Origin of the sequence: Nesiotobacter zosterae (assembly GCF_033843645.1) — a bacterium.
In the GTDB taxonomy this organism is placed as follows: domain Bacteria; phylum Pseudomonadota; class Alphaproteobacteria; order Rhizobiales; family Stappiaceae; genus Pseudovibrio; species Pseudovibrio zosterae.
Window position 1 is genome coordinate 217,800 of the sequence record NZ_JAWXVZ010000005.1, and the last position, 25,097, is coordinate 242,896.

26 protein-coding genes are annotated in these 25,097 nt (G+C 56.6%); 12 read left to right on the forward strand and 14 right to left on the reverse strand.

All coding sequences use genetic code 11. The features are described 5' to 3' along the window. Positions 1-31 precede the first annotated feature (31 nt). Together Q3Y58_RS09245 and Q3Y58_RS09250 are read right to left on the reverse strand one after the other, a co-directional pair. A complete protein-coding gene (locus Q3Y58_RS09245; protein WP_274217018.1) occupies positions 32-373 on the reverse strand; it encodes a TraR/DksA family transcriptional regulator in 342 nt (113 codons plus the stop codon). 36 nt (positions 374-409) lie between these two features. Next, the gene (locus Q3Y58_RS09250; protein WP_319622016.1) at positions 410-718 is read right to left on the reverse strand and encodes a PilZ domain-containing protein; all 309 of its coding nucleotides are present in this window, start codon (positions 716-718) and stop codon (positions 410-412) included. A gap of 272 nt (positions 719-990) precedes the next feature. On the opposite strand from Q3Y58_RS09250, the gene Q3Y58_RS09255 reads away from it, so the two are divergent. The 5 genes from Q3Y58_RS09255 to Q3Y58_RS09275 all read left to right on the forward strand — a co-directional run bounded on the left by Q3Y58_RS09255 (position 991) and on the right by Q3Y58_RS09275 (position 6,139). Next, complete coding sequence (locus tag Q3Y58_RS09255) at positions 991-1,575, forward strand: NnrU family protein (protein ID WP_274217016.1); 585 nt, start codon at positions 991-993, stop codon at positions 1,573-1,575. A gap of 212 nt (positions 1,576-1,787) precedes the next feature. Further along, on the forward strand, positions 1,788-2,438 hold the full coding sequence (locus Q3Y58_RS09260; RefSeq protein ID WP_274217015.1) for a tetratricopeptide repeat protein: 651 nt from the start codon (positions 1,788-1,790) through the stop codon (positions 2,436-2,438). Positions 2,439-2,450: 12 nt separating this feature from the next. Continuing rightward, on the forward strand, positions 2,451-3,785 hold the full coding sequence (locus tag Q3Y58_RS09265) for an outer membrane protein assembly factor BamB family protein (protein WP_319622017.1): 1,335 nt from the start codon (positions 2,451-2,453) through the stop codon (positions 3,783-3,785). A 34-nt stretch (positions 3,786-3,819) separates the two neighbouring features. Next, entirely contained in the window at positions 3,820-5,238 is a 1,419-nt protein-coding gene (der, locus tag Q3Y58_RS09270) for a ribosome biogenesis GTPase Der (RefSeq protein WP_274217013.1), read from the forward strand. Between the two features lie 118 nt (positions 5,239-5,356). After that, positions 5,357-6,139, forward strand: coding sequence for an inositol monophosphatase family protein (locus Q3Y58_RS09275; RefSeq protein ID WP_319622018.1), 783 nt, complete (start codon positions 5,357-5,359; stop codon positions 6,137-6,139). A gap of 55 nt (positions 6,140-6,194) precedes the next feature. On the opposite strand, the gene Q3Y58_RS09280 is transcribed toward Q3Y58_RS09275, so the two are convergent. The 9 genes from Q3Y58_RS09280 to rpsF all read right to left on the reverse strand — a co-directional run bounded on the left by Q3Y58_RS09280 (position 6,195) and on the right by rpsF (position 15,100). Next, entirely contained in the window at positions 6,195-6,938 is a 744-nt protein-coding gene (locus Q3Y58_RS09280) for an SDR family NAD(P)-dependent oxidoreductase (RefSeq protein ID WP_319622020.1), read from the reverse strand. Positions 6,939-6,944: 6 nt separating this feature from the next. Next, complete coding sequence (purF, locus tag Q3Y58_RS09285) at positions 6,945-8,426, reverse strand: amidophosphoribosyltransferase (protein WP_319622021.1); 1,482 nt, start codon at positions 8,424-8,426, stop codon at positions 6,945-6,947. A gap of 61 nt (positions 8,427-8,487) precedes the next feature. Next, complete coding sequence (locus Q3Y58_RS09290; protein ID WP_274217009.1) at positions 8,488-9,111, reverse strand: CvpA family protein; 624 nt, start codon at positions 9,109-9,111, stop codon at positions 8,488-8,490. Positions 9,112-9,200: 89 nt separating this feature from the next. Next, a complete protein-coding gene (gene radA / locus Q3Y58_RS09295; RefSeq protein WP_319622022.1) occupies positions 9,201-10,595 on the reverse strand; it encodes a DNA repair protein RadA in 1,395 nt (464 codons plus the stop codon). 4 nt (positions 10,596-10,599) lie between these two features. Beyond that, entirely contained in the window at positions 10,600-11,754 is a 1,155-nt protein-coding gene (alr, locus tag Q3Y58_RS09300) for an alanine racemase (protein ID WP_319622023.1), read from the reverse strand. A 112-nt stretch (positions 11,755-11,866) separates the two neighbouring features. Then, positions 11,867-13,354 (reverse strand): replicative DNA helicase, encoded by a 1,488-nt coding sequence (locus tag Q3Y58_RS09305; protein WP_319622024.1) that lies wholly within the window; start codon positions 13,352-13,354, stop codon positions 11,867-11,869. A gap of 340 nt (positions 13,355-13,694) precedes the next feature. Continuing rightward, the gene (rplI, locus tag Q3Y58_RS09310; RefSeq protein ID WP_319622026.1) at positions 13,695-14,300 is read right to left on the reverse strand and encodes a 50S ribosomal protein L9; all 606 of its coding nucleotides are present in this window, start codon (positions 14,298-14,300) and stop codon (positions 13,695-13,697) included. 146 nt (positions 14,301-14,446) lie between these two features. After that, entirely contained in the window at positions 14,447-14,686 is a 240-nt protein-coding gene (gene rpsR, locus Q3Y58_RS09315) for a 30S ribosomal protein S18 (protein WP_274217004.1), read from the reverse strand. Between the two features lie 6 nt (positions 14,687-14,692). After that, positions 14,693-15,100: a 30S ribosomal protein S6 gene (gene rpsF, locus Q3Y58_RS09320; RefSeq protein ID WP_274217003.1), complete on the reverse strand. Its 408-nt coding sequence runs from the start codon at positions 15,098-15,100 to the stop codon at positions 14,693-14,695. Between the two features lie 408 nt (positions 15,101-15,508). On the opposite strand from rpsF, the gene fabD reads away from it, so the two are divergent. The 7 genes from fabD (at position 15,509) to gmk (ending at position 22,147) form a co-directional block, all read left to right on the forward strand. Beyond that, complete coding sequence (fabD, locus tag Q3Y58_RS09325) at positions 15,509-16,456, forward strand: ACP S-malonyltransferase (RefSeq protein ID WP_319622028.1); 948 nt, start codon at positions 15,509-15,511, stop codon at positions 16,454-16,456. 41 nt (positions 16,457-16,497) lie between these two features. Then, complete coding sequence (gene fabG, locus Q3Y58_RS09330) at positions 16,498-17,235, forward strand: 3-oxoacyl-[acyl-carrier-protein] reductase (protein ID WP_274217001.1); 738 nt, start codon at positions 16,498-16,500, stop codon at positions 17,233-17,235. Positions 17,236-17,516: 281 nt separating this feature from the next. Continuing rightward, a complete protein-coding gene (locus Q3Y58_RS09335; RefSeq protein WP_274217000.1) occupies positions 17,517-17,753 on the forward strand; it encodes an acyl carrier protein in 237 nt (78 codons plus the stop codon). Between the two features lie 107 nt (positions 17,754-17,860). Further along, entirely contained in the window at positions 17,861-19,126 is a 1,266-nt protein-coding gene (fabF, locus tag Q3Y58_RS09340; protein ID WP_274216999.1) for a beta-ketoacyl-ACP synthase II, read from the forward strand. Between the two features lie 79 nt (positions 19,127-19,205). Next, the gene (mltG, locus tag Q3Y58_RS09345) at positions 19,206-20,381 is read left to right on the forward strand and encodes an endolytic transglycosylase MltG (protein WP_274216998.1); all 1,176 of its coding nucleotides are present in this window, start codon (positions 19,206-19,208) and stop codon (positions 20,379-20,381) included. Positions 20,382-20,510: 129 nt separating this feature from the next. After that, a complete protein-coding gene (locus Q3Y58_RS09350; protein ID WP_319622029.1) occupies positions 20,511-21,401 on the forward strand; it encodes a YicC/YloC family endoribonuclease in 891 nt (296 codons plus the stop codon). 50 nt (positions 21,402-21,451) lie between these two features. After that, positions 21,452-22,147 carry a guanylate kinase gene (gene gmk / locus Q3Y58_RS09355; protein WP_274216996.1) on the forward strand — a complete coding sequence of 232 codons (696 nt, stop codon included), beginning with the start codon at positions 21,452-21,454 and terminating at the stop codon, positions 22,145-22,147. Between the two features lie 86 nt (positions 22,148-22,233). Here the strand turns inward: gmk and rsmA are convergent, their stop codons facing one another. Genes rsmA through Q3Y58_RS09370 form a run of 3 tightly spaced genes read right to left on the reverse strand, consistent with a single transcriptional unit; the run spans position 22,234 to position 25,037 of the window. Next, positions 22,234-23,067, reverse strand: coding sequence for a 16S rRNA (adenine(1518)-N(6)/adenine(1519)-N(6))-dimethyltransferase RsmA (gene rsmA, locus Q3Y58_RS09360; RefSeq protein WP_319622030.1), 834 nt, complete (start codon positions 23,065-23,067; stop codon positions 22,234-22,236). Beyond that, complete coding sequence (pdxA, locus tag Q3Y58_RS09365) at positions 23,068-24,084, reverse strand: 4-hydroxythreonine-4-phosphate dehydrogenase PdxA (protein WP_319622031.1); 1,017 nt, start codon at positions 24,082-24,084, stop codon at positions 23,068-23,070. Between the two features lie 20 nt (positions 24,085-24,104). Next, positions 24,105-25,037, reverse strand: coding sequence for a SurA N-terminal domain-containing protein (locus Q3Y58_RS09370; protein ID WP_274216993.1), 933 nt, complete (start codon positions 25,035-25,037; stop codon positions 24,105-24,107). Between the last annotated feature and the right edge of the window lie 60 nt (positions 25,038-25,097).

A 25,097-nucleotide genomic window follows, 5' to 3' on the forward strand; every position in this document is an offset into this window, starting at 1 on the left:
CCGAACATAGACCAGTTTGTCGTAAAGTGTATCAGCTCTGAAGTCGGGCACAGGAGATGCAATAGAGCGCGGCAGGATCAATGCGCAGACGCTCCTGCGGAATGTCCTCGCCGCATTCAAGACAATACCCGTACTCGTCTTCCTTGATGCGCTGAAGGGCGCTGTCGATGCGTTGAAGGTCGATGGCACGCTGACGCTCATTGGCCTGAGCCATCGCTTGTTGCTGCAGGGCGTCCATGCGCGATAAGCGGCCAACAGATTGCTGATCCAGTTGGACCGGCGCGCGGGCCTCTTTCGACATCCTGTCCAGTTCTTGAAGCTCTTTCCTTTTGCCTTCCAGAAGATCTTTGGCTTCATCTGGTGAGAGCGTCATGGCGTGTTCCTTCTGCAGGCGTGCCTGCCGAAGGCTTTAGAACTTCAACAGTCCCGGAAATTCTTCGAGGGCACTTACAAACTCAACGCCCATAGCGTTGCCTGTTCTCCAGCGAACTTCAACCTTTGCGCGCTGTCTGTGCTGCACGATGTAAAGAAAAAACTCATCAGGGACGTCTTGCGTCGTCTCCAGCAACAAACGTGCGCCTTCATCCGACAGATCACGGATCGTACAGTCGATAACCACACTGTGGTCGTTGAAGACCACACGACCTTCTTTCAAGGTCCGGCGGCGGCGGCTGCGGCGTCGTTCGTCCTCCGGCATCTCTGCATTGGTTTGGTTCATACCTAAACTCTTCGTTGCTTTCGCGTAGCAGTTTCTGTCGATTGCTTATTGCGGCTATATTGCCCGAATACACTTTCATGAACAGTGCATACTTCGAGTTTTCAGCAAGACTATTACAGTAAGCCATGACGCGAGCTTGCACATAAATCTCGCCGACTTGGACTGCATCCCTTTGATTTCTCAGTACTGACCTATCATATCTATGCAAACTATGGTTTTGTACCAATCCGTTATGCACCTAGGTGCCTGTCACGCTACTCTCGGGGGAGATGATGCTAATTCTAGTCCTCGGCCTAATCGTTTTCTTAGGCTGCCATATGCTGCCAACTTTTGTTGGATTGCACGATTCGCTGAAAACCAAAATGGGTGATGGGCCTTACCGATTGGCCTTTTCAGCTGTTTCCGCGATCGGGATTACGTTGATCGTGATCGGCTACGGTGACGCAAGGTTCGCGGGCTACCTGCCAATCTACGATCCGCCAATCTGGATGCGCCATCTTGTTCTCCTCCTCATGCTGCCTGTTTTTGTCCTGTTTGCAGCAGCTTATCTGCCCGGCCACATCAAGAAGCGCACCAAGCACCCCATGATCCTCTCGGTAAAGATCTGGGCCCTGGCGCACCTTCTGGCCAATGGCGAGCCACAGTCTCTGCTTCTTTTCGGAGGTTTCCTTGCCTGGGGTGTAATCGATCGCATTTCACTGAAGAAGCGCGATCTGGCACAAGGTGGCCCGGCGCAAGTCGACATGTCCCATGCGGTCCGCAACGATGCCATCGCCCTTATAATTGGGTTGGGTATTTATCTCCTCTTCGTGTGGAAACTTCACGAATTGATCATCGGTGTGTCCGTCATCGGTTGACCTTTTGTGTAAACCTGCTGTTTTCACGGTAGAGTCTGCGCGCATCTGCTTGATTAAGCGGATGCGCAAGGTCTAAATGACGCTCTGCCCTAATTGTGCCACCTTGCACGGGGAAGAGGGCGCACGGGCAAATGAATTTTAACAAGGTCTCTGCACGGCACGGAAGCTGCGCGGAGTGAACCTGAAGAAGTTGCTGCGGGAATAACATAGCCATGTCCGACATTTTTCGCGAAGTCGATGAAGACGTAAGAAACGAAAAATACTCACGCCTTTGGAAACGCTTCGCGCCTTTGGTATACGGCACTGCCGCTTTGATCGTCGTCGGCACCGGTGGCTACCGTGGCTATGAGTATTGGGTGGACACCCAGTCCAAGGCAGCCGGACAGGCTTTCCTTGAAGCGGTTCAGCTTTCTGATGAAGGCAAGCACGAAGAAGCCATCGCGGCATTTGAAGCCCTCAAGGACGACATTGGCGGCTATCCAATGCTCGCGGATTTGCGCATTGCCTCTGAACTGGCAGCAAGCGGCAAGTCTGCTGAGGCTGTGGAGCTGTTCGATTCTGTGGCAACACGCAGCGGCGTGTCTGAGCTGTACCGCGGGCTTGCATCCATTCGCGCGGCCTATGTTCTGCTTGATACCGGCAGCCTGGAAGACGTGAAGATGCGTGCCAACTCACTGGCGCAGGCAGGAAACGCTTGGCGTTTCCCAGCGCTGGAAGTCATTGGTGCAGCGGAATACAAGGCTGGCAATATGGATGCGGCCAAGGCCCGTTTTGAAGAAATTGTAAATGACGCGGCAGCTTCTGGCGACTATGCCGGGCGCGCTCGTGTCTACCTGGATTTGATTAAAGCTGCGAACGGCTAAGGGGATTTTAAAGTGATTGGATGCAACCGAAAGTCCTGGCGGGCAGTATGTGGAACCCTTGTTCTGGCAACCGCGTTGTCCGGATGCTCCGCACTGTCTGGTATGAACCCCTTCGGCGGTGACGATGACTTCCTGCCAGGTGACCGTCAGCCGCTTTACAGCTCCCAAACCATCAATGCTGAAAATGTCAGCGCGTCCATCGGTCCTGCAACCGGTGGCTCTGCGTGGCCCCAGCCAGCAGGTCCCGCCGACAACGATCCGGGCAACATTGCCGTGGACGTGACCGGCTCAGTGGCCTGGAACAAGTCCATCGGCAAGCCGCGCGGCGGCGGTTTCCTGAGCGTTGGTTCCCCACCGCGCAACGCGGCGCGCCCGGTCTCGGACGGCAGCCGCATCTACGTTTACAAGCAGGATGGCGATCTGGTCGCCCTGTCAATGAACGGTGGCTCGGCCTTTACCCGGTCGCTGCGCCCGGAAGGCGAGTCTGAAGTCGGTATTGGTGGCGGCGTCGCCCTCGACAACGGCAAGATCTTCGTCGCAACCGCTTACCGCCAGCTTCATGCGCTGGATGGTGCAGGGCAGATCCTTTGGACCAAGGACCTCGACATTCCTGTTCGCGGCGCACCAACCGCAGCCGGCGGGCACGTGATCATCGTCACTCAGGAAAACGAGGTGATGGGCATCAGCCAGGAAGACGGTTCCCAGTCCTGGTCCTTTACCGGTATTTCTGAAAACGCTGGCCTGCTTGCATCCTCAAGTGCAGCAGTCTCCGGCAACACCGTTGTTGTGCCATTCTCTTCAGGTGAAGTGATGGCGCTGGACGTTAAGTCCGGCGAGCCGAAGTGGATTGACGCCGTGGCGCGTTCTTTCCGTACACGCGCGCTCTCTGGTCTTTCTGACGTTTCTGCAAGCCCGGTTATCCATGATGGCCGTGTGTTTGCAACATCCATTTCGGGCCGCACCATCGCGGTGTCATTGCGCGATGGCGAGCGCTTCTGGGAAGCTGACATCGGCAGCGTTCACACACCAGTTGCTTCTGGTAGCGCGCTCTTCATGATCGGTCTTGACGACAACCTGTACGCCCTCGATAACAAGAGCGGCCGCGTGCTTTGGGCAGCAGATCTTTCTGCTGGCGATGACGACGCTGGCAACTGGGCCGGACCAATTCTTGCCAATGGCAAGTTGATCGCCATGTCCAGCGAAGGCAATTTTGTACAGGTAGACGCGAAAACCGGTGCGGTACTCGCATCCAAGAAAACATCCGAAGACGTGTTCGTAACGCCGATCGTGGCCGGTGGCCGCATGATCGTCCTGAGCGGAGACGGCTCGGTTGCAGCGCTGAACTAAAGGGTTCAGCGCCAACTTATTTAGGAGAAATCGCGTGACTGCGACAGTCGCCATTATCGGCAGACCAAATGTCGGCAAGTCGACGCTCTTCAATCGACTGGTAGGCAAGCGCTTGGCGCTTGTCGATGATCAGCCCGGCGTGACCCGTGACCGACGGTCAGGGGATGCACGCTTGGGCGATTTGCGATTCAGGATCGTTGATACTGCAGGACTTGAAGAGGCTGAAGCCTCTAGCCTTGAAGGACGCATGCGTGCGCAGACCGAAGAAGCCATTCGGGAAGCGGACGTTGTGTTGTTCCTGATTGATGCCCGTGCGGGCCTGATGCCTTTGGACGAGCACTTCGCCAATCTTCTGCGCCGCAATCAGACCCCTGTGATCCTCGCTGCCAACAAGGCAGAGGGCAGGGCTGGTGAAGGCGGCTTTTATGAAGCCTTCGGTCTGGGTTTTGGTGAACCGGTCCCCATGTCCGCAGAGCACGGTGAAGGTCTTGCCGATCTTTATTCCGCGCTCCTGCCTTATGTTGAAGCGGTGGAGGAGCTGGAAGCAGCTGCTGACGCCGACGAAGCCCGCGCCAACGTCGATGTGATCGATGGCGAGGAGGAAGAGGAACAAGAGGAGATCGGCACCAAGGAGCGTCCACTTCGCGTTGCCATCGTGGGCCGCCCGAACGCGGGCAAATCCACCATGATCAACCACATGCTGGGCGAGGACCGCCTTCTGACCGGTCCGGAGGCGGGGATCACCCGCGACTCCATCAGCGTGGATTGGACGTGGCAGGACCGTCACCTCAAGGTATTTGACACCGCCGGGATTCGCCGCAAGGCCCGCGTTCAGGAGAAGCTGGAAAAGCTCTCCGTGGCCGATGCCCTGCGCGCAATCAAGTTCGCAGAGGTCGTTGTCGTCACGCTGGACGCCACCATTTCCTTTGAGAAGCAGGATCTGCAGATCATTGAGCTGTGTGCCCGCGAAGGCCGCGCCATTGTGATTGCAATCAACAAGTGGGACCTCATTGAGGACCGGGATGGCGCGTGGGATCATCTGAAAGATGCTCAAGAGCGCTACCTCAACCAGCTGCGCGGTGTTGAGATCGTCACCATGTCCGGCCAGACCGGGCAGGGCCTAGATCGGCTTATGAAGGCTGTGTTCCGTGCCTATGAGATGTGGAACCGCCGCGTCAGCACCTCAGCGCTGAACCGCTGGCTCGATGGGGTGTTGGTACACCATCCGCCCCCAGCGGTCAGTGGGCGTCGTGTGCGCCTGCGCTACATGACACAGGCCAAGACGCGTCCACCACACTTTGTGGTGTTCTGCTCCCGCCCGGAGCAGCTGCCAGAAAGCTATACCCGCTATCTGGTCAATGGCATTCGCGAACGCTTCGACATCAAGGGCACGCCTGTGCGCCTGTCTTATCGCAAGGGTGACAACCCATACGCTTCCAAGAAGAGGCGTTAGTCACACACCTGTCGAAAAAGACGGGTAACCGAGCGGTTCAAACAACAAAGCCTGCCCTTGGGAGCTTTCTCCAAAAAAGGGCAGGCCTCTCCCTCCCACCGTTCTTCGATTGAGTACCATGTCTGACGAAAGATTTGAGTTTGCCAAAACGCTTGCCGAACGGGCAGGCGCGTTTGCGCGCGAGCATTTTGATCGCTTTGAAAGCCTCACCATTGAAAGCAAAGGCCATCAGGACATGGTGTCCGAGGCCGACCGCGATACCGAAACATTGGTGCGCGATGCCATTATGGCGGCGTATCCGCAAGACGGTATTCTTGGCGAGGAGCACGGCCGCGTCGAAGGCTCCAGCGGCTATCTTTGGATCATTGATCCTATTGATGGCACCGCCAACTTCGTTACAGGCATTCCCCAGTGGTGCGTCATCATTGCGTGTCTGAAGGACAACGAAAAGCACTTCGGCGTCATTTATGATCCCGTTTCCGGTGAAATGTTCACCGCCCTCAAGGGCGAAGGCACCAAGGTGAATGGGCGACCTGCGCAGATTTCTCAAAGCGCGGGCCTTCATGAAGGCTCAGTGGGTCTAGGGCACAGTTCCAAGTCCGACAAGGACAAGACCTTGAAGGTTACGGATCTCATTCTGTCTTCTGGCGGCATGTTCTTTCGAAATGCCTCTGGCGGCCTGATGCTGGCCTACACGGCAACTGGTCGATTGGCCGGTTACATCGAGGAAGAAATGAACGTGTGGGACTGTGTGGCAGGTCTTTTGATGATCGAAGAGGCGGGCGGGTTGGTCCAGCCGTTCGATATGGAACGCGCGTTGACTGACAGGTGCCGTGTCGTTGCAGGCGGCCCGCAGGTCTACAAGGCGCTTCAGGAGATCTCTGAGGAGGCTTTCGGGTAAATCTGATCCGACGTAGCCAAAAATGAAAAACGGGCCTCAGGGGCCCGTTTTGCGTTTAAGAGGCGATTTGCTGGAACTCGCGGAGTTCCCCTGACGGGTGGTCGTAGTAAAGACCATTGGCTTCACTGTCCGGAGAGGAGAACTTCAAGATCGGCGCCGCCAGTTCATCTGGATGCGGCAGCGTTTCAGGATCTTCACCCGGCATGGCCAGCGCGCGCATGGCAGTGCGCATCGGTCCAGGGTTCACCAGCATGGTGTGAATAGGCGTCTTGCGAGTCTCGTTCACATAGGTGCGTGCCATGGCTTCAAGCGCGGCCTTGGACATGTTGTAAGGGCCCCAATAGGCCTTGCACTTGTGAGGAGAGCTGGAGGTGATGAAAACCGCACGGCCCGCATCAGACAGACGCAACAGCGGATCAAGCGAGCGCAGCAAACGCCAGTTTGCAGTCACATTCAGCGCCATGACTTGATCGAACTTCTTGGGGTCCACATGGCCGAGCGGCGAAGTTGGGCCCAAAACGCCCGCATTCGCTACCATGATGTCCAGCTTTTTCCAGCGTTCATAAATGGCGCCGCCCAACCGGTCGAGGCCGTCATAGTCGGTCATGTCCAGTGGGACGAGGGTCGCAGACCCACCAGCAGCCTTGATCTCGTCGTCCAGTTCTTCAAGGCCACCCACTGTACGTGCCACAGCAATCACGTGGGCACCCTGTGCGGCCAATTCCTTGGCAGCAAAGTAGCCAATTCCGCGGGAAGCGCCGGTTACAACAGCGACGCGTCCCTCAAGTGCTTTCGTCATAGTCTATCAACCAACTTCCACCAGGCGTGGTGCCGCCCGGTTATCGTCGTCATTAATCAGGTCGGTCAATGGCGTCGGATAGTCGCCAGTAAAGCAGTGATCGGTAAACTGCGGGGCGTCGTTGTTGCGCCCTTCTTCATAGCCCATGGCCTTGTAAACGCCGTCTACGGACAGGAAGTGCAGACTGTCTGCGCCAATGTAGTTCTTCATGCCAGCGAGGTCGTATTTTGCTGCCAGCAGCTTCTCACGCACCGGCGTATCAATGCCGTAGTAGTCGGAATACTTAATCGGCGGAGATGCCAGACAGAAGTGAACTTCACTCGCACCCGCGTCACGGATCATTTGCACGATCTTCAACGAAGTCGTGCCGCGAACAAGACTGTCATCCACCAGGACAACGCGCTTGCCCTTGATCTGGGCCTGGTTTGCCGAGTGCTTCAGCTTCACGCCGAGCGTCCGGATCTGTTGCGTTGGCTCGATGAAGGTCCGCCCAACATAGTGGTTGCGGATGATTCCAAGCTCAAACGGAATGCCTGATTCCTGAGAATAGCCCAGAGCGGCCGGAACGCCGGAATCCGGCACCGGCACAATTACGTCCGCCTTGATCTGGCTCTCAAGTGCCAACTGACGGCCGAACTGCTTGCGCACATCGTAGACGCTGTGGCCACCCAGAATGGAATCGGGGCGTGAGAAATAGATGTATTCGAAGATGCATGGGCGAGCAGGGCGCTTGCCAAACGGGAAGTAGCTCTCCATGCCGCCCGGCGTACAAACGATCACTTCGCCGTTCTCAACTTCGCGGATAAACTTGGCACCGATGATGTCGAGCGCACAGGTTTCAGATGCAAAGATTGGCGCTCCATTCAGGTCACCCAGCACCAGTGGACGAATACCAAATGGATCACGGGCACCAATCAGCTTCTTGCGGGTCAGCGCTACCAGAGAGAAAGCGCCTTCCATCTGGGTGATGGCTTCAATGAAGCGGTCCACGATCTTGGTTTGACGGCTGCGTGCCACCAGCTGCAACACCACTTCGGAGTCGGAGGTCGACTGACAGATCGCGCCATCTTTGATGAGCTGGCGGCGAAGCGTCATGGCATTTGTGAAGTTGCCGTTGTGACAAACCGCGATCCCGCCGCCGTCCAGCTCCGCAAACAGCGGCTGGACGTTGCGTAGCACCGGCGCGCCTGTCGTGGAATAGCGCACGTGTCCAACGGAGTAAGAGCCCTTCAGGTGCTCCATGATTTCCGGCTTGGAGAAGGAATCGCCTACAAGTCCAAGGTGACGCTCGGAGCGGAACTGCTCGCCGTCATAGGTCACGATGCCTGCTGCTTCCTGTCCGCGGTGCTGCAGGGCGTGGAGGCCCAGTGCGGTCAGTGCGGCAGCATCCTCATGGCCCAGAATACCGAAAACACCGCATTCTTCATGAAGCGTGTCGCCATCAAGGTCTTCCTGAGTCAAAGCGACAGAATTATCCGCGCCGTTCATGGCGTTGGCTCCTTGTTCTTTTTTATGACCAGTCCCAGCGACATCCCGAAAGATCGGGAGATCAATTGCGCGAGGTGCCTGTTTCACTCAGCTGATCCAAGCTGCGACGCTCGGAGGAAGAATAGGTCGGCTCTTCCGCTTCAGCCGCCGAATTGGTGCCTGCTTCAGGTGCAGACTTGCGGATCTGATCCATAATGGCTTGTTCCGGGTCTTCAGGCAAAACGGCGACAAGGCTTGCACCGGTGGTCACGAGCAGGTGGCGGGACTTGGCGTTCATGACCCATTGTGGCTGTTGCTGCTCTGGAACGAACCAGTTGAAGAACAACATTGCGACAACGACGATCAAAAAGCCGCGTGCTGCGCCGAACACGAAACCAAGTGTGCGATCCAGTGCCCCGATCCGGCTGTCCAGAACGAAATCTGAGATCCGCATTGTTATATAGCTAACAATAAACAGCGTCAGCAGAAAAACGACACCGATGGCGACGACGGTCGCGACCGTGCCATTTGAAATGTAATCGGCCAGAAAAGGTGTGACGGGCTTGTAAAAGTAGTAGGCGGTAACTGCAGCCGCGATCCAGGACGCGATTGAAAGCACTTCCCGAACAAACCCGCGGATCATCGCCAGAATGGCCGACAAGAACATGATGACGAGCAAAATGCCATCGAGTAGTGTGATCGGCATGGATCGACACAGCCCCTTCGTTTGTAGAAGGCCCCGATACTCATTGGGGCCCTTCAAGAACCAAAATTAGAACGCAAAACAGGTGCACATCATGTGCTTTCTGCCGCTGGTGCCTTAGAGGCAACAGCTGCAACCAATTCCCCCAGTTCCTCTAGGCCTCGGACCTGTCCCAAGCCTTGAGAGCCATCCTTAAGGTTGGCATTTGGTACCACCGCCGCACCAAAGCCCAACTTTTGGGCTTCCTTGAGGCGCGAGCCAGCTTGCGCCACCGGACGAATGGCACCCGACAAACTTACTTCGCCGAAATAGACGCATTCGAGCGGAAGGGCAACCCCACTCAAGGAAGAGATCAGCGCAGCAGCCACAGCCAAGTCTGCTCCCGGCTCGTTGATGCGCAAACCTCCCGCTACGTTCAGGTAAACATCGTGTTGTGAGAACCGCACCCCGCACCGTGCCTCAAGCACGGCGAGGATCATGGAAAGGCGCGCTGAGTCCCAACCGATGACCGCACGGCGCGGCGTGCCCAGCGGTGAGGGTGCCACGAGCGCCTGTATCTCCACCAGCAGGGGCCGTGTGCCCTCAAGACCAGCAAAAACCGCCGCTCCCGGACTGGTGGCATTCCGTTCACCAAGAAACAAGGCGGACGGGTTGGCAACTTCCGTCAGGCCAGCGTGCTGCATCTCAAAGACGCCGATTTCATCGGTCGCGCCAAAGCGGTTCTTTACTGAGCGCAGGATGCGATACTGGTGAGCGCCATCGCCCTCAAAGTACAGCACCGCGTCGACCATGTGTTCCACCACGCGCGGGCCGGCGATTTGACCATCCTTCGTCACGTGGCCCACGATAACCACACAGGTGCCGGTCTTCTTGGCATAGCGCACCATGGCCTGTGCACAGGCGCGAACCTGAGTGACCGTGCCGGGCGGCGAATCCACCTTGTCGGTCCAAAGCGTCTGAATACTGTCGATGATGACCAGCGCCGGGCGCTCGATGGATTGCAGCGTTGCCAGAATGTCTTCGACACTGGTTTCTGCGGCGAGTTTTACAGGCGACTTGGAAAGACCAAGGCGTTCCGAACGCAGACGCACCTGATCAACGGCTTCCTCGCCGGAGATGTAGACAACGCTGTGATCCTGGTTTGCCAGCACGGCGCTGGCCTGAATCAGCAGCGTGGACTTGCCGATACCCGGATCGCCGCCCACAAGCAGCGCGGACCCTTTCACAAAGCCGCCGCCAGTAACCCGGTCCAGCTCGGCAACTCCGGTAATGATGCGCGGTGCCTCTTTGATCTCGCCGGACAGCCCTACCAACTCCAGAACCCGGCCACTCGACCGCGTGCTGCGTCCGGGGCCACCTCCGATGCCTGAATCGCTGCGCTCTTCCTGAATGGTGTTCCACTCACCACAGGATTCGCAGCGGCCCACCCATTTGGTGGTCACTGCGCCGCATGATTGGCAGACAAAGGCGCTGGAGCGTTTAGCCATGTGTTTACGTGTCTTCCTCGTCCTGAACGGAGCCTATGTAGGTGCGCTTATAGCGCGCACCAAGACCCGTTAACAGTTCATAGGAGATCGTGTGAGCGCTCTCAGCCACCTCATCAACGGAAATTGTTGGCCCCATCAGTTCAACCCAGGTGCCTCGTTGTACCATATTGGCGGGCAGGTCGGTTACATCCAGCGCGATCATGTCCATGGAGACGCGGCCAAACAGCGGAACACGGGCGCCGTTTACGCTGGCATAGGAGCCGTCTTGCCCGTCCGTCGAGCCGATCAGTCGGTGCATGCCGTCCGCATAGCCCACGTTCACGGTCGCAATGCGCGTCGGTCGCTTTGTCGTGCGGGCTGCGCCGTAGCCCACGGTTTCGCCCGGGGGAACATGGCGCAGGTGAATCACCTCCGCTTCAACACGGGCCACGCATGCCATCGGATTATGTCGGGTTGGAATCGGATTGCCGCCATAAAGAGCGATTCCCGGCCGGGCCAGTTCAAAGTGATAGTCTTCGCCCAAAAAGATACCCGAGGAATTGCTCAAGGATCTCGGAATTCCGGGAAACAGATCTGCCGCGCTGCGAAACGCTTCCAGTTGGGCCTGATTCTTCGGGTGAGTCGCGTCATCGCCGCAAGAAAGGTGACTCACAACAAGACAAAGCTTGAACTTGCTCAAGGTCTCTTCATCGCGGGAAAGATCACGGGCTTCAGCGTGTGTAAGGCCCAACCGATTCATTCCCGTATCAACGTGAACAGCGGCGGGCAGGGGCGTTCCCAGACTTTCGCAAAACTGCGCCCACTCGGCAATTTCGTCGGGGTGTCCCAAGACTGGTCGCAGAGACGATTCTGCATAAAGGTGGCCCCGGTCGGAGTAGGCTCCGCCCAGCACGTAGATTGTGCCCTGAGGCGCTGCGGCCCGGACAAGGCGGCCCTCTTCGGGCGTTGCCACAAAGAAAGTCCGAGCCCCCGAGGCATAGAGTGCTTTGACAGCTTCCTCCGCGCCGAGGCCATAAGCGTTTGCCTTAACGACAGCCGCGCATTCACACCCATTGCCGGTGCGCTCATTGAGCTGGCGCCAGTTCTTTTGCAGGGCCGTCAGGTCAATGATCAGCCGTCCTGCACAGGACACCTCCTGTGAATCGCTTTGGTAGGGCACGGAAACCTCAGTCTTTCTTGATGCTAACCCACCTTAAGAGCCAATTGAGCAAACAAAAAGCCCGGTTACCGTTGCCAGTAACCGGGCTGTGAATGTTTTGCACCGCTTGGGCTTACTCCATCATGCGTTCTGGCATGTGTTCGCCATCGGCCAGATCGGAGAAGCGGGTGTACTCGCCCTGGAACTGCAGATCCACAATACCTGTCGGACCGTGACGCTGCTTGGCGATGATCACTTCTGCCTTGCCGCGCACCCGTTCCATCTCGGCACTCCATGCCTCGTATTCCGGGGTGCCTTCCGGCGGCTCCTTCTTACCCATGTAGTATTCTTCGCGGTACACGAAAAGAATCACGTCCGCATCCTGCTCAATCGACCCGGATTCGCGAAGGTCAGACATCTGCGGGCGTTTGTCGTCACGCGATTCTACCTGACGGGAGAGCTGGGACAGGGCGATGATCGGCACCTGAAGCTCCTTCGCCAGAGCCTTGAGGCCCGTGGTGATCTCGGTGATTTCCTGCACGCGGTTGCCAGAGTTCTTGGAGGAACCGGTGATCAGCTGGATATAGTCGACCACGATCATGTCGAGGCCTTTTTGGCGCTTCAAGCGACGCGCCTTGGACACCAGCGATGCGATCGAGATACCACCTGTCTGGTCTACATGGAGCGGGACATGCTGCATGTGCTGAGTCGCCGCCACCAGCTTCTCAAAGTCTGCCTCGTTGATGTCGCCGCGGCGAATCTTGGAGGAGGAGATCTCGGTCTGCTCCGAGATGATACGAGTCGCAAGCTGTTCGGCGCTCATTTCCAGCGAGAAAAAGCCCACAACACCGCCATTTACGGTCTTTCTGGAGCCATCTGGCTGCTCTTCTGCCGCGTAGGACTGGGCAATGTTATAGGCGATGTTGGTAGCCAGCGAGGTCTTACCCATCGCAGGACGTCCCGCCAGAACAATCAAGTCTGAGGACTGCAAACCGCCCATAAGCTTGTCCAGGTCGCGCAAGCCCGTGGAGATACCAGACAGAGAGCCTTCACGGTTGAAGGCCGCAGCCGCCATCTCGATGGTTTCTGTCAGCGCGGTCCCGAAGTCCTGAAAACCACCATCAGAACGGCCGGTTTCCGCCAGTTCGAACAGGCGACGTTCCGCTTCATCGATCTGGGCGTTCGGGCCCTTATCAATCGGCGCATCGTAAGCCAGATTGACCATGTCTTCGCCGATTCGGATCAGATTCCGCCGAACCGCCAGATCATAGATGGTCTGACCGTAGTCTTCTGCGCTGATCACGGAAGCCGCGTCTGCTGCGAGTCGCAAAAGGTACTGCGCTGCAGGCATGTCGGCGATCTTCTCGTCAGCCGGGAAGAAAGTCTTCAGTGTAATAGGGGAGGCAATCTTGCCTGCCCGGATAAGTGCGCCACACTTTTCGTAGATATCCCTGTGCGGAGCCAGAAAGAAGTGCTGTGGCTCCAGGAATTCTGAGACTCGATAATATGTCTCGTTATTGACAAGGATTGCACCCAGAAGCTGACGCTCTGCCTCTGAGTTGTGCGGTACTACGCGCGCCGTCTCACTTGCCGTTTCTAGTTTTTGAACTTTACCGTTCATTACGCCCCTCGTGCCTCTTGGCACTCTGACTACCCTTTTGCCGGGTATTGGGAAAGGGTGCTCAGCGGATCTAAAAACAGTTCTTTTTTTTCACCAGATCAACGGGGAAAATTGCTGGTTGCTGATTGACAGTGAAGCCAATATTACGCTGCGTCACTACTTTGAATTATATGTAAGTAATTCAAGAAAGTTACTATGAACGCTTTGAAAAATAGAGGTTATTTAGAAGAGTTATAGAACGGTTCTGTGTCAACTTGAAAATTTTAGTGAAATTTAAGAAAAAAAGGGCGCGCCTCATATTGAAGCGCGCCCTTCTTGGAAAGATATAGCTCAAATAAGCTTATTTTTCTTCTTCTGTTGCTTCAGATTCAGCTTCTACTTCTTCAGTTTCAGCTTCTTCAGATTCGCCTTCTTCGCCTTCAGCTTCTTCTTCTTCGAACTCGAAAGCCTCGTCATCACGAGTAGTCAAATCTTCGCCGGCTTCCTGTCGAACAGCTTCATCTTCAGAGCGTGCAACATTAATGGAAACGCCAACCTCAACTTCAGGGTGAAGTACGATGATAACGTCATGGATGCCGATGGTCTTGATCGGTGCCTTAAGGGAAACCTGAGAGCGAGAAACGGTGAAGCCACCGTTGTCAAGAATCGTTGCAATGTCGCGAGCTGCCACAGAACCGTACAGCTGACCGGTTTCACCGGCAGAGCGGATAGCAACGAAAGACTTGCCTGCGAGCTTTTCGCCGACTGCTTCTGCTTCCTGCTTGCGCTCAAGGTTACGAGCTTCAAGCTGTGCGCGTTCGCGTTCGAAGCGCTCGAGGTTTGCCTTGTTAGCGCGCAGTGCCTTGCCCTGTGGCAGAAGGAAGTTACGTGCGTAACCGTCGCGTACACGAACAGTGTCGCCCATCTGGCCCAGTTTGGCCACACGCTCAAGAAGGATAACGTCCATTTTGGAATCTCCAGATCCGTCTGTCCTGCATGTGTCATGCAGTTAGAGATTGGACTTTAATGACTGCCCGCCAATCTCAATCGGGTTTTTGGTGCTGGATGCACCGGCAGATAGGAAAGGGAGCCCTGAGGCTCCCTGACCGAAACTTACTTGATCACGAATGGCAGCAGGCCGAGGAAGCGTGCGCGCTTGATGGCCTTGGCCAGTTCACGCTGCTTCTTTGCAGATACTGCGGTGATACGGGAAGGAACAATCTTGCCGCGCTCGGAAATGTAGCGCTGCAGCAAACGAATGTCCTTGTAGTCGATCTTTGGTGCGTTTGCGCCAGAGAACGGGCAGGACTTGCGGCGACGGAAGAATGGACGGCGTGCAGTTTGTGCTGACATGATCTATTACTCCGCTGCTGCTTCGTTACGACGAGGGCCGCGGTCACGGCCACCTGCTGCGCCGCGCTCACCGCGACGACGGTCGTCACGATCGCGCTTCTGCATCATTGCAGACTGTTCTTCGTCAAGTTCTTCAACCTTGATGGTCATGAAACGAAGAATGTCTTCGTTCAGGCCCATCTGACGTTCCATTTCGGCAACTGCCTTGTGTGGAGCATCCAGGTTCATAAGGATGTAGTGAGCCTTACGGTTCTTGTTGATGCGATAGGTCAGGGTGCGCAGACCCCAATTCTCGATCTTGCCGACCTTGCCTTCGTTACCTTCGATCACAGCCTTGAACTGCTCAACGAGGGCTTCAACCTGCTGGGTAGAAATGTCCTGACGAGCCAGGAACACGTGCTCATAGAGCGCCATGCGTATAGCCTTTCTGGTTTGGTTTCATCCGGTCGCGGCGCAAAGCCTCCTCGAGGGCCTTTCAGAAAGGCATAGCGAAGAATTCTTCAAGAGCGGGAACACGGGGAAGACGGAGTTCTTTCGATTCCTACAGCAAATCGCTTTGCTGCCTTCCTTTCAGCCCCCGGCCAGCTTCCGGAAACGAGGTGCTCTTTAAAGTGTTTACGCGCGGATGACAAGCGGATCTGTTCAAAAAAGCCTTTTTTCCGCACCAAGACTTGACAGAAACGGCCGTTCGCGGCTCATGTCAGCCGAAATGACCGGATTTTGCTGTGAATTTGACCATAAAGCCGTCGCAATCTGCAGTTTAATTGCCGGCCAATTCACGCATAAGAACACATCTCATAAGAGTAAATGGAGCAGGTTCCAATGAGCATCGCATTCACATTTCCCGGACAGGGCAGTCAAGCTGTCGGAATGGGCCAGGAATTGGCCAACGCATTCCCGGAGGCAAAGGCCGTGTTCGATGAAGTGGATGCCGCCCTTGGGCAGAAGCTCTCTTCTATTATGTGGGAAGGTCCAGCTGACGAGCTGACCCTGACGGCAAACACGCAGCCAGCATTGATGGCCGTAAGCCTTGCCACCATGCGCGTTCTGGAATCAAAGGGCGTGGATCTGGCACAGGCCGCCAAATACGTTGCAGGGCACTCACTGGGTGAATACTCCGCTTTGGCGGCGGCTGGCTCCATCAGCATTTCTGATGCAGCGCGTCTGCTGCGCATCCGCGGTGATGCCATGCAAAAGGCTGTGCCGGTGGGTGAGGGTGCCATGGCAGCGCTGCTGGGTCTGGACTTTGAACAGGCCATGGAAGTCGCGGCTGAGGCCGCTCAGGGCGAAGTTTGCCAGGCTGCAAACGACAATGCCAATGGGCAGGTTGTTGTGTCCGGCCACAAGGCAGCCGTAGAGCGCGCCTGTGAAATTGCCAAGGGCAAAGGCGCTAAGCGCGCCGTACTTCTGCCGGTATCCGCGCCGTTCCATTGCGCCTTGATGCAGCCTGCTGCAGACGCCATGGCGGAAGCGCTGGCTAATGTAGAAATCAAGGCACCTGTCGTGCCTGTCGTGGCCAACGTTCTGGCCCAGCCGATCTCTGACCCTGCTGACATTCGCGCGCGTCTTGTTGAGCAGGTCACCGGCACCGTTCGTTGGCGTGAGTCTGTCACCTGGATGGCAGAAAACGGCATTGAGACATTCGTGGAAATTGGCACTGGCAAGGTGCTGACGGGTATGGTGAAGCGCATCGTGAAGTCTGCAGAAGGTGTTGCAGTCAACACCGCAGAAGACATTGATGCTCTGGTGGCGCGTCTTTCCGCCAACTAAGCCCGCTCTTGAAAGTAGATTCAGCCGAGGAGAATACGGCAATGTTTGATTTGACTGGAAAGTCCGCACTGGTCACCGGCGCAACAGGTGGCATTGGTGCTGAAATCGCCCGCGCCCTTCACAAGCAAGGCGCAACAGTCACCCTGTCCGGAACCCGTGTAGAGCGCCTCGAAGCGCTGGCCGCAGAGCTGGGAGACCGCGTTCACATGCAGGCTGCCAACCTGTCCGATCGTGGCAGCGTGGCCGAGCTGGTTCCAGCTGCAGAAGAAAAGATGGGCGGTCTCGATATCCTGGTAAACAATGCAGGCATCACCCGCGACAACATCTTCATGCGCATGAAGGATGACGAGTGGGATCAGGTGCTGGAAGTTAACCTTACCTCCACATTCCACATCTGCCGTGCCGCGATTAAGGGCATGATGAAGCGCCGTTCCGGCCGCATTATCGGCATCACCTCCGTGGTTGGTGTCACCGGCAATCCGGGTCAGGTGAACTACTCCGCGGCAAAGGCGGGCATGATTGGCATGTCCAAGTCCCTTGCACGTGAGGTCGCCAGTCGCAATATAACGGTGAACACCATCGCACCGGGTTTCATCAAATCCGCGATGACGGATGAGTTGAACGACAAGCAGCGCGATTCGATCCTCGCCTCCGTTCCAGCAGGTCGTTTGGGCGGTGCTGAAGAGATCGCAGCAGCAGCTGTTTACTTGGCAAGTAATGAGGCCGCATACGTAACGGGACAGACCGTGCACGTGAACGGTGGCATGGCAATGATCTAATGGTTTCAACTAGGTAGTTGAACCGCTGTAAAACGGGGAAATGAAAGGGTTTGGCGGCTGGTAATACTTTATAAAGTATGCTAGGACGCCGCCGATCAGATTCAACCTCTGAAGAGTGAGGCGTAGTGTCAGCTGCGGTTTCCTTGGGAAGGGCCCACCGTTGTTCAGGTAGAGGCTTTTCAAAGGGCCAAGAGTGTGCCACACGATCCCTACGAAAAAACCATGTATGGTCCGTTTGTCGGGCTATCAGGCATCACCTTGAAAACAATTGAGGACTTAAAATGAGCAACGTTGCTGAACAGGTAAAGAAGATCGTTGTTGAGCATCTTGGCGTAGAAGCCGACAAGGTCACTGAAGCTGCAAGCTTCATCGACGACCTGGGCGCGGACAGCCTTGACACTGTTGAGCTGGTAATGGCTTTCGAAGAAGCTTTCGGCGTTGAAATTCCAGATGACGCTGCAGAAACCATCCAGACCGTTGGTGACGCAGTTAAGTTCATCGAATCCAAGGCTAGCTAATAGCTAAGCCCTGAAATTATGGAACAGCGGTAGGTGTCTCACCTGCCGCGTCCTTTTATGATTCAGGCGCGTCCGCCTGAAACAGCTTTCCAAAAAAGTGCAGGATTATGCGGCGAGTCGTTATAACAGGTATTGGTATGGTCAGCCCGCTTGGTTGCGGTGCTGAAGTTTCTTGGCAGCGAATTCTGGAAGGCCAGAGCGGTGCTCGTCAGGTCGAAAACTTCGAAACTGATGACTTGCAGACCAAAATTGCCTGCCAGATCCCACGTGGAGATGGAAGCGACGGGACCTATAACCCTGACGACTGGATGGCGCCTAAGGAACAGCGCAAGGTAGACGAGTTCATCGTTTATGCCATTGCCGCTGCAGATCAGGCCCTGACAGATGCAAATTGGAAGCCTGAAACCGAAGAAGATCAGAACCGCTCTGGCGTGTTGATCGGCTCCGGTATTGGTGGCTTCCAGGGTATTGCCGACACAGCCATCCTCCTGAAGGAAAAAGGCCCGCGTCGCGTTAGCCCATTCTTTATTCCGGGCCGGTTGATCAACTTGGCCAGCGGTTACGTTTCCATCCAGCACAAGCTGAAAGGCCCGAACCACTCTGTGGTTACAGCCTGTTCCACCGGTGCGCACGCCATTGGCGATGCAGCCCGTCTTGTTGCGCTGGGTGATGCAGATGTGATGGTCGCAGGCGGGACTGAGTCCCCAATCTGCCGCCTTGGTATCTCAGGCTTCAACGCCTGTCGTGCTCTGTCTACCGGCTTCAACGATCAGCCTGAAAAGGCTTCCCGTCCCTACGACAAGGACCGTGATGGCTTCGTCATGGGTGAGGGTGCCGGTGTTGTCGTGATTGAAGATTACGAGCACGCAAAAGCACGCGGCGCCAAGATCTACGCCGAAATCGTCGGTTATGGCCTGTCCGGCGACGCTTACCACATTACCGCACCTTCTTCTGATGGTGACGGCGGCTACCGCTGCATGGAAGCAGCTTTGAAGCGCGCTGGCATGACCATGGAAGATGTGGACTACATCAATGCTCACGGCACCTCCACACCACTGGGTGATGAGATCGAGCTTGGCGCAGTTAGCCGCCTTGCGGGTGAACATGCCAAGGGCCTGACCATGTCTTCAACCAAGTCCAGCGTTGGTCACCTGTTGGGTGCTGCTGGTGCGGTCGAAGCGATCTTCTCCGTTCTGGCGATCCGCGATGGCATTGCACCGCCAACCATCAACTTGGACAACCCGTCCGTTGAAACGGATATCGATCTTGTGCCGAACAAGGCCAAGAAGATGGAGATCAACGTGGCTCTTTCCAACTCCTTCGGGTTCGGTGGCACCAATGCGTCACTGGTCTTCAAGAAGGTTGAGGCATAATTCCATTTTTCTGGGTTGATTATTTGGGGCCAGAGGCCGCAGACTGCGGTTTCTGGCTTCCTTGCTTTGAGGAACAAGAATGGCAAATACGCCCGGATCATCTGAACATCCTGAGACCGAAGACGCCAACGGCGGCTCGCAGCAGCGTGTGAACCCACGCAGCCCTCGTCAGGCCATTCAGCCGGATAAGGCCCCGCCACCACCAACGCGCTCCCGCCATGCGCGTAACCCACTGGTGATGGTCATTAATTTTCTGCTCACGCTGGCCGTTCTCGGCATCCTTGGCGCCGGTGCATTGGTGTACTGGGGCAAGGGCGAGTTTGAAGGCGCCGGACCGCTGAGCGAAACCACCTCCGTCATCATTCCAAAGGGAGCCAGCCTTGGCTCCATTGCAGATCGCCTTCATGAAGCAGGTGTAATCGAAGACACGCTTGTGTTTGAAGCTGGCACCCGGTTCTACAAGAATCAGAACCGCATGAAGGCCGGTGAGTATGCTTTCGCCCCGGGCGTCAGCATGCATACCGTCATGGAAGATCTGGTTGAGGGCAATGCGGTCTTCCATACCGTGACCTTCCCGGAGGGGTGGACCAGTTGGCAGATCATCAACCGTTTGAACGCGGATCCGATCCTGGTTGGTGACATCACCGAAATACCGGCGGAAGGCAGTCTTTTGCCTGAGACCTATTCCTTCACCCGCGGCACCACCCGTCAGAAGATCATCGACGAGATGAAAGAGGGCATGCAGCGGGCGATTACACAGGCATGGGAACGGCGCGCGCAAGACTTGCCAATCGAGTCCCCCGAGGAACTGGTAACGCTGGCCTCCATCGTCGAGAAGGAAACCAGCAAGGCCGATGAGCGTTCTCGTGTGGCCGGTGTGTTCGTCAACCGCCTGCGCAAGGGGATGCCGCTTCAGTCAGATCCGACCATCCTTTATGGCCTGTTCGGCGGTGAAGCCTGGACCAAAGACCGTTCTGCGATTACCCGGTCTCAGCTGCGGCAGCAGAACCCTTACAACACCTACCAGATCAACGCACTGCCTCCGGGGCCAATCGGCAATCCGGGCAAGGCAGCATTGGAGGCGACCTCCAATCCATCCCGCACCAACGATCTGTACTTCGTTGCGGATGGCACTGGCGGCCATGCCTTTGCTGAGACCTACAAGCAGCATCAGCGCAACGTGGCAGAGTGGCGCAAGATCGAGCGCGAAATTCGCGCGCGTCAGGCAGAGCAGCAACAGTCTGAAGGCGAGTGACCCCGGTGCCTGCGCACAGGTGTATATAGATCGAAAGGCCGCACGTCAGTTCCATAGGCGTGCGGCCTTCTTTGTTCTAAGGTGGCCGGACACCCGCTGTGTCTGCCAAAGATTAAGGAAGTACATGCCATGACCCTGGCAAGCATGACTGGCTTTTCCCGCGAAGAGGGGACGCTCGACAACATCCGCTGGACGTGGGAACTGCGCTCTGTAAATGGCAAGGGGCTGGATATGCGCCTGCGCATCCCGCAGGGCTATGATGCGCTCGAAGCGACGGTTCGTGGGCTCGCCTCCAAACGTCTCAAGCGCGGCAACGTCTCCATCAATCTTCAGGTTCAGCGCGAACAGAACACAACAACGCTTGCAGTAAACGAACAGGCGTTGGAGCAGGTGCTTCAGGCCCTTGCGGTTCTTCAACGCCGCCTGCCAGATGCAGCCGCACCTAATCTCGATGGCATCCTCGCCCACAAGGGTGTGTTGGAGCTTCAGGAAGCAGAAGAGACCGAAGACCAGAAGGCCGCCATCCTCAAGGCGCTGGAAGACAGCTTCAAGATCGCACTCGACAATCTCGTCGTGATGCGCGAGCGCGAAGGCGAAAGCCTCAACGAATTGCTCAGCGGCCAGGCCGCCGAAATTCTGCGCCTTACCGAGGAAGCTGAGGGCCTGCCATCTCGACAGGCCGATGCCATCAAGGAGCGCATCGCCGCACAGGTCGCCCAGCTTATGGAAGCAAACAGCACGCTGGAGCCCCAGCGGCTCCATCAGGAAGCGGTACTTCTTGCAACCAAAGCTGATATCCGCGAGGAACTGGATCGCCTCTACGCCCACGTCAACGCCTTGAAGGACCTCATCGGCACGGGCGGAGCTGTAGGACGGCGCATGGACTTTCTGGCTCAGGAGTTCAACCGCGAGGCCAACACGTTGTGCTCCAAGTCAAACAGCGTGGAACTCACAGCCATCGGTCTTCAACTCAAGACCGTGATTGACCAGATGCGTGAGCAGATCCAGAACGTAGAATAGAAACCAGCGGTAACACACCGCCAATAGATAAGAATAGACGGAGTATCCGAATGTCCGAGCGCGCCTCTGGCACAACAGTATCTTCTCAGCAGGCTGAAGACACCCGCCGTGGCCTCATGCTGGTGTTGTCCTCACCTTCAGGGGCAGGCAAGTCCACCATCGCCCGCATGCTGCTGGGTGAGGAGAAGGATCTTACTCTGTCCGTTTCCGTAACCACGCGCCCACAGCGCTCGACGGAGGTGGACGGCGTGGACTATCACTTCGTGTCCCAAGACAAGTTCAAGGAGATGATCGAAGCCGATCAGCTTCTGGAGTGGGCCGAGGTCCACGGCAACTATTATGGCACCCCACGCGGTCTGGTCGAAAACTGTCTTGAAAAAGGGCAGGATGTGCTTTTCGATATCGACGTCAAAGGTACCTTCCAGCTCTACGACAAGATGCGCTCGGATGTCATTTCCATCTTCATCCTGCCGCCGTCCATTGCAGAAATGGAAGCGCGTCTTTCCAAGCGCGGTGAGGACAGCGAAGAAGTCATCTTGAAGCGCATGAAGACCGCTGTTGGCGAGATGAGCGCGTGGTCCAAGTACGACTACATCATCATCAATGACGATCTTCAAAAAGCCTATGAGAGTGTTCGGGCCATCCTGCGGGCAGAACGTCTACGCCGCGAACGGGCCGTGGGCATTGCACCGCATATTGACGGTATGGTGGAAGACCTGCGCAGCCGCATTGAATCCGGCTCTTAAGGTTGTAGTCCAAGTCATTGAAAGAAAATAAAAAAGCGCCTCTTTGAAAGGGGCGCTTTTTGCATTCTTAACCCAAGGGTTGAACCCTAGCTGAAAGCGTGGGCCAGAGCGATGAAGCCTGCTACATCGATCTCTTCAGCGCGCGCAGTCGGTTTGATTCCAGCTGCCTCAATGCGTGCTTCCGCGTCTGGGCGCAGAGACTTGAGACTGGCGCGCAGCATCTTGCGGCGCTGACCAAATGCGGCGTTCGTTACCGTCTCCAAAGCCTTCAAGGGGCACTCCAGCGGCTTTTCTCGCGGGTGCAGCTGCACAACGGCGGAGGTCACCTTTGGCGGCGGGGTAAAGGCCTGCGGGCTCAAATCGAACAGAATATCCGTATAGCACCGCCAGTTGGCCAGAACGCCCAAACGGCCATAAGCCTTGGAGCTGGGGTCTGCCACAATACGTTGGCCGACTTCCTTCTGGAACATCAAGGTCAGAGATTCCCAGTAGGGCGGCCACTCGTCCACCGTGAGCCAGTTCAGAAGCAGCTGTGTGCCCACGTTGTACGGCAGGTTGGCCACGATCTTGATAGGCCCCTCGGTGATCTCCCGGGGGTCGATCTTTAATGCGTCCCCCTCGATCACTTCCAGACGGCCATCATAGTAATCGCTGATTTCCTGAAGGGCCGGGATGCAGCGGGTGTCCTTTTCAACGGCAATCACTTTTTTCGCGCCTGCCGCCAGTAAGCCCCGTGTCAGACCGCCGGGGCCGGGGCCTACTTCCAGAACGGTCACGTCCTCCAGTTTGCCAGCGCTGCGGGCAATGCGAGAGGTGAGGTTCAGATCGAGAAGGAAGTTCTGGCCGAGCGCTTTGCGCGCATCAAGACCGTGTTCGCGAATGACATCGCGAAGCGGAGGTAGGTTATCAATTTGAGCCATTTAGACCAATTCCGGTTCACTAAGAGCCACGGCAAGGCGCATGGCCGCAGACAGGCTGTCCGGGCGGGCCGTGCCATGTCCGGCCAAACCAAAGGCTGTGCCATGGTCCGGTGAGGTGCGCACGAAAGGCAGGCCGAGCGTTACATTTACCGTGTCGTCGAAGGCCAATGTCTTCACGGGGATCAGCGCCTGATCGTGATACATGGCCAGCACCACGTCGTAGGTTTCTCTGGCGCTTTCATGGAACAAGGTGTCGGCTGGAAGAGGGCCGCGCACGTCAACGCCTTCATCCCGCAATTTATCAAGGGCAGGAACGATAATCTCCAGATCCTCAGTCCCCATGGTGCCGTTTTCGCCAGCGTGTGGGTTCAGTCCAGCCACCGCAATGCGCGGCCGCTCAAGACGGAACCGGCGCTTCAGGTCACGGTCCACAATGCGGGCGGTATCGATGATGAGCTGAGGCGAAAGAACATCCCAGATCTTGATCAGGGGAATGTGCAGCGTAACGGGCACGGTCATCAGGTCAGGGCCTGCCAGCAGCATGATCGGCTGCTGCGCGCCTTTGCCAAACATTTCTGAAAGCGCGCCCAGGTACTCCGTATGCCCCGGGTGTTCAAACCCGGCTTGATAAAGCACTTCCTTGGCAATCGGGTTGGTTGCGACTGCGCAGGCCAGGCCATCGCGCACGTGCTCCACAGAGGTGCGAATGGATTCCAGCACCATCTGCGCGTTTGCGGAAGAAGGTACCCCCGCAACCGCATTTACAGACTTCGAGAGCGGAACCACCGGCAGCGCATCGTGAAACACAATGTGAGCGTCTTCCGGTGTGCACACCTTGATCTTGACCTTCAGGCCAATCTGTTTGGCGCGCGTTTCAAGGAGTTCCGGGTCAGCGATTACATAAAATACTGGCAGATCTCGCTTCAAGCGTTCAGCCCAAGCCATGAGTGTAATCTCTGGTCCGATACCTGAAGGTTCTCCCATGGTAACGGCCAAGGCCCGGGCTGGTGCCAGCATCTCAGTAGTCCTTTATCCTCTTAGCGGTCTTCAATCACCGCGCGGGTGCGCAGTTCATGCAGGTAACGGCGTGCCAGACGCTGACCTTCTTCATTGCGAAGCTCGCCTTCAACCTCACTGCGGGCAGCCGCATCGCTCTGCAGCGTGCGCTTGTCGCAAAGGGCGATCATTTCGTAACCTTGTTCAATTTCCTGAGCTTTTGTCAAACGGCCCACGGAAATGTTGTCGAGTTCCTTCTTCATCGCAGGCGACAGGTCGTTTTCAAGGCGCTTGCCAATTGGGCGCACAACAACCTCTTTCAAACCACCGGCAATGCGAAGGCCTTCGCTGCAAGAGGTAAAACGGCTGCGTAGCTTGTTCATTTCGCTCTGCCGGGCGCGCCGCTTGCTGGCGCTTGCACTTTCAGGCACCACGAAGATCACCCGCTGCAGGTCATATTCTACAGTCGTGTTTTCCGTGTCTTGAGAGCGGTCACGCAGCGCTGCGATGACGTCAGACTGGTTGATCCGCACGGTGGCGCGGAACCGGCGCATGACAACATCGCGCCAAGCCAACTCTGACCGCAAACGGTCCTTGAGGGTCTTGGAATTGATGCCGTTCTGGCCAAGGGCCTGCGTGAACTGGCTTGGTGACAAACGCACACGGCGGGCGATATCACCAAACGCGCTGTTTACATCCGCATCGCTCACCGACACGCCAACCCGTTCGGCTTCTTGCATTTTCAGGGCTTCTTCGATCAGCTCGTTGCGGGCGCGGCGCTTGGCAACGCTCTGAGACGAGCGGGTGGTCAAGACGATCAGGCGCGACCGTTGAGTAAGATCGTAGCTGGTGATTGGTTTGCCATTCACCACCAGTTCAATGCGGGTTGCCGCTTCCGCCGGAGCAGAAAAAGCGCCAACAAGCGCGAGAAAAAAAGTTGCAAGAACAATTGCAGGAAGTCGCGAAGTTTTCATATCTGCTCGATACCCGGATCGCACCGGCCCCGTTTCCTTGTCGCATTAAGCCCTCACCAG

Excerpts from the sequence above, each read along its gene's own strand:
- Q3Y58_RS09245 (WP_274217018.1), bottom strand. The coding sequence starts at position 373 with ATGACGCTCTCACCAGATGAAGCCAAAGATCTTCTGGAAGGCAAAAGG.
- Q3Y58_RS09250 (WP_319622016.1), bottom strand. The coding sequence starts at position 718 with ATGAACCAAACCAATGCAGAGATGCCGGAGGACGAACGACGCCGCAGC.
- Q3Y58_RS09255 (WP_274217016.1), top strand. The coding sequence starts at position 991 with ATGCTAATTCTAGTCCTCGGCCTAATCGTTTTCTTAGGCTGCCATATG.
- Q3Y58_RS09260 (WP_274217015.1), top strand. The coding sequence starts at position 1,788 with ATGTCCGACATTTTTCGCGAAGTCGATGAAGACGTAAGAAACGAAAAA.
- Q3Y58_RS09275 (WP_319622018.1), top strand. The coding sequence starts at position 5,357 with ATGTCTGACGAAAGATTTGAGTTTGCCAAAACGCTTGCCGAACGGGCA.
- Q3Y58_RS09280 (WP_319622020.1), bottom strand. The coding sequence starts at position 6,938 with ATGACGAAAGCACTTGAGGGACGCGTCGCTGTTGTAACCGGCGCTTCC.
- purF (WP_319622021.1), bottom strand. The coding sequence starts at position 8,426 with ATGAACGGCGCGGATAATTCTGTCGCTTTGACTCAGGAAGACCTTGAT.
- Q3Y58_RS09290 (WP_274217009.1), bottom strand. The coding sequence starts at position 9,111 with ATGCCGATCACACTACTCGATGGCATTTTGCTCGTCATCATGTTCTTG.
- radA (WP_319622022.1), bottom strand. The coding sequence starts at position 10,595 with ATGGCTAAACGCTCCAGCGCCTTTGTCTGCCAATCATGCGGCGCAGTG.
- Q3Y58_RS09305 (WP_319622024.1), bottom strand. The coding sequence starts at position 13,354 with ATGAACGGTAAAGTTCAAAAACTAGAAACGGCAAGTGAGACGGCGCGC.
- rplI (WP_319622026.1), bottom strand. The coding sequence starts at position 14,300 with ATGGACGTTATCCTTCTTGAGCGTGTGGCCAAACTGGGCCAGATGGGC.
- rpsR (WP_274217004.1), bottom strand. The coding sequence starts at position 14,686 with ATGTCAGCACAAACTGCACGCCGTCCATTCTTCCGTCGCCGCAAGTCC.
- rpsF (WP_274217003.1), bottom strand. The coding sequence starts at position 15,100 with ATGGCGCTCTATGAGCACGTGTTCCTGGCTCGTCAGGACATTTCTACC.
- fabD (WP_319622028.1), top strand. The coding sequence starts at position 15,509 with ATGAGCATCGCATTCACATTTCCCGGACAGGGCAGTCAAGCTGTCGGA.
- fabG (WP_274217001.1), top strand. The coding sequence starts at position 16,498 with ATGTTTGATTTGACTGGAAAGTCCGCACTGGTCACCGGCGCAACAGGT.
- Q3Y58_RS09335 (WP_274217000.1), top strand. The coding sequence starts at position 17,517 with ATGAGCAACGTTGCTGAACAGGTAAAGAAGATCGTTGTTGAGCATCTT.
- fabF (WP_274216999.1), top strand. The coding sequence starts at position 17,861 with ATGCGGCGAGTCGTTATAACAGGTATTGGTATGGTCAGCCCGCTTGGT.
- mltG (WP_274216998.1), top strand. The coding sequence starts at position 19,206 with ATGGCAAATACGCCCGGATCATCTGAACATCCTGAGACCGAAGACGCC.
- Q3Y58_RS09350 (WP_319622029.1), top strand. The coding sequence starts at position 20,511 with ATGACCCTGGCAAGCATGACTGGCTTTTCCCGCGAAGAGGGGACGCTC.
- gmk (WP_274216996.1), top strand. The coding sequence starts at position 21,452 with ATGTCCGAGCGCGCCTCTGGCACAACAGTATCTTCTCAGCAGGCTGAA.
- rsmA (WP_319622030.1), bottom strand. The coding sequence starts at position 23,067 with ATGGCTCAAATTGATAACCTACCTCCGCTTCGCGATGTCATTCGCGAA.
- pdxA (WP_319622031.1), bottom strand. The coding sequence starts at position 24,084 with ATGCTGGCACCAGCCCGGGCCTTGGCCGTTACCATGGGAGAACCTTCA.
- Q3Y58_RS09370 (WP_274216993.1), bottom strand. The coding sequence starts at position 25,037 with ATGAAAACTTCGCGACTTCCTGCAATTGTTCTTGCAACTTTTTTTCTC.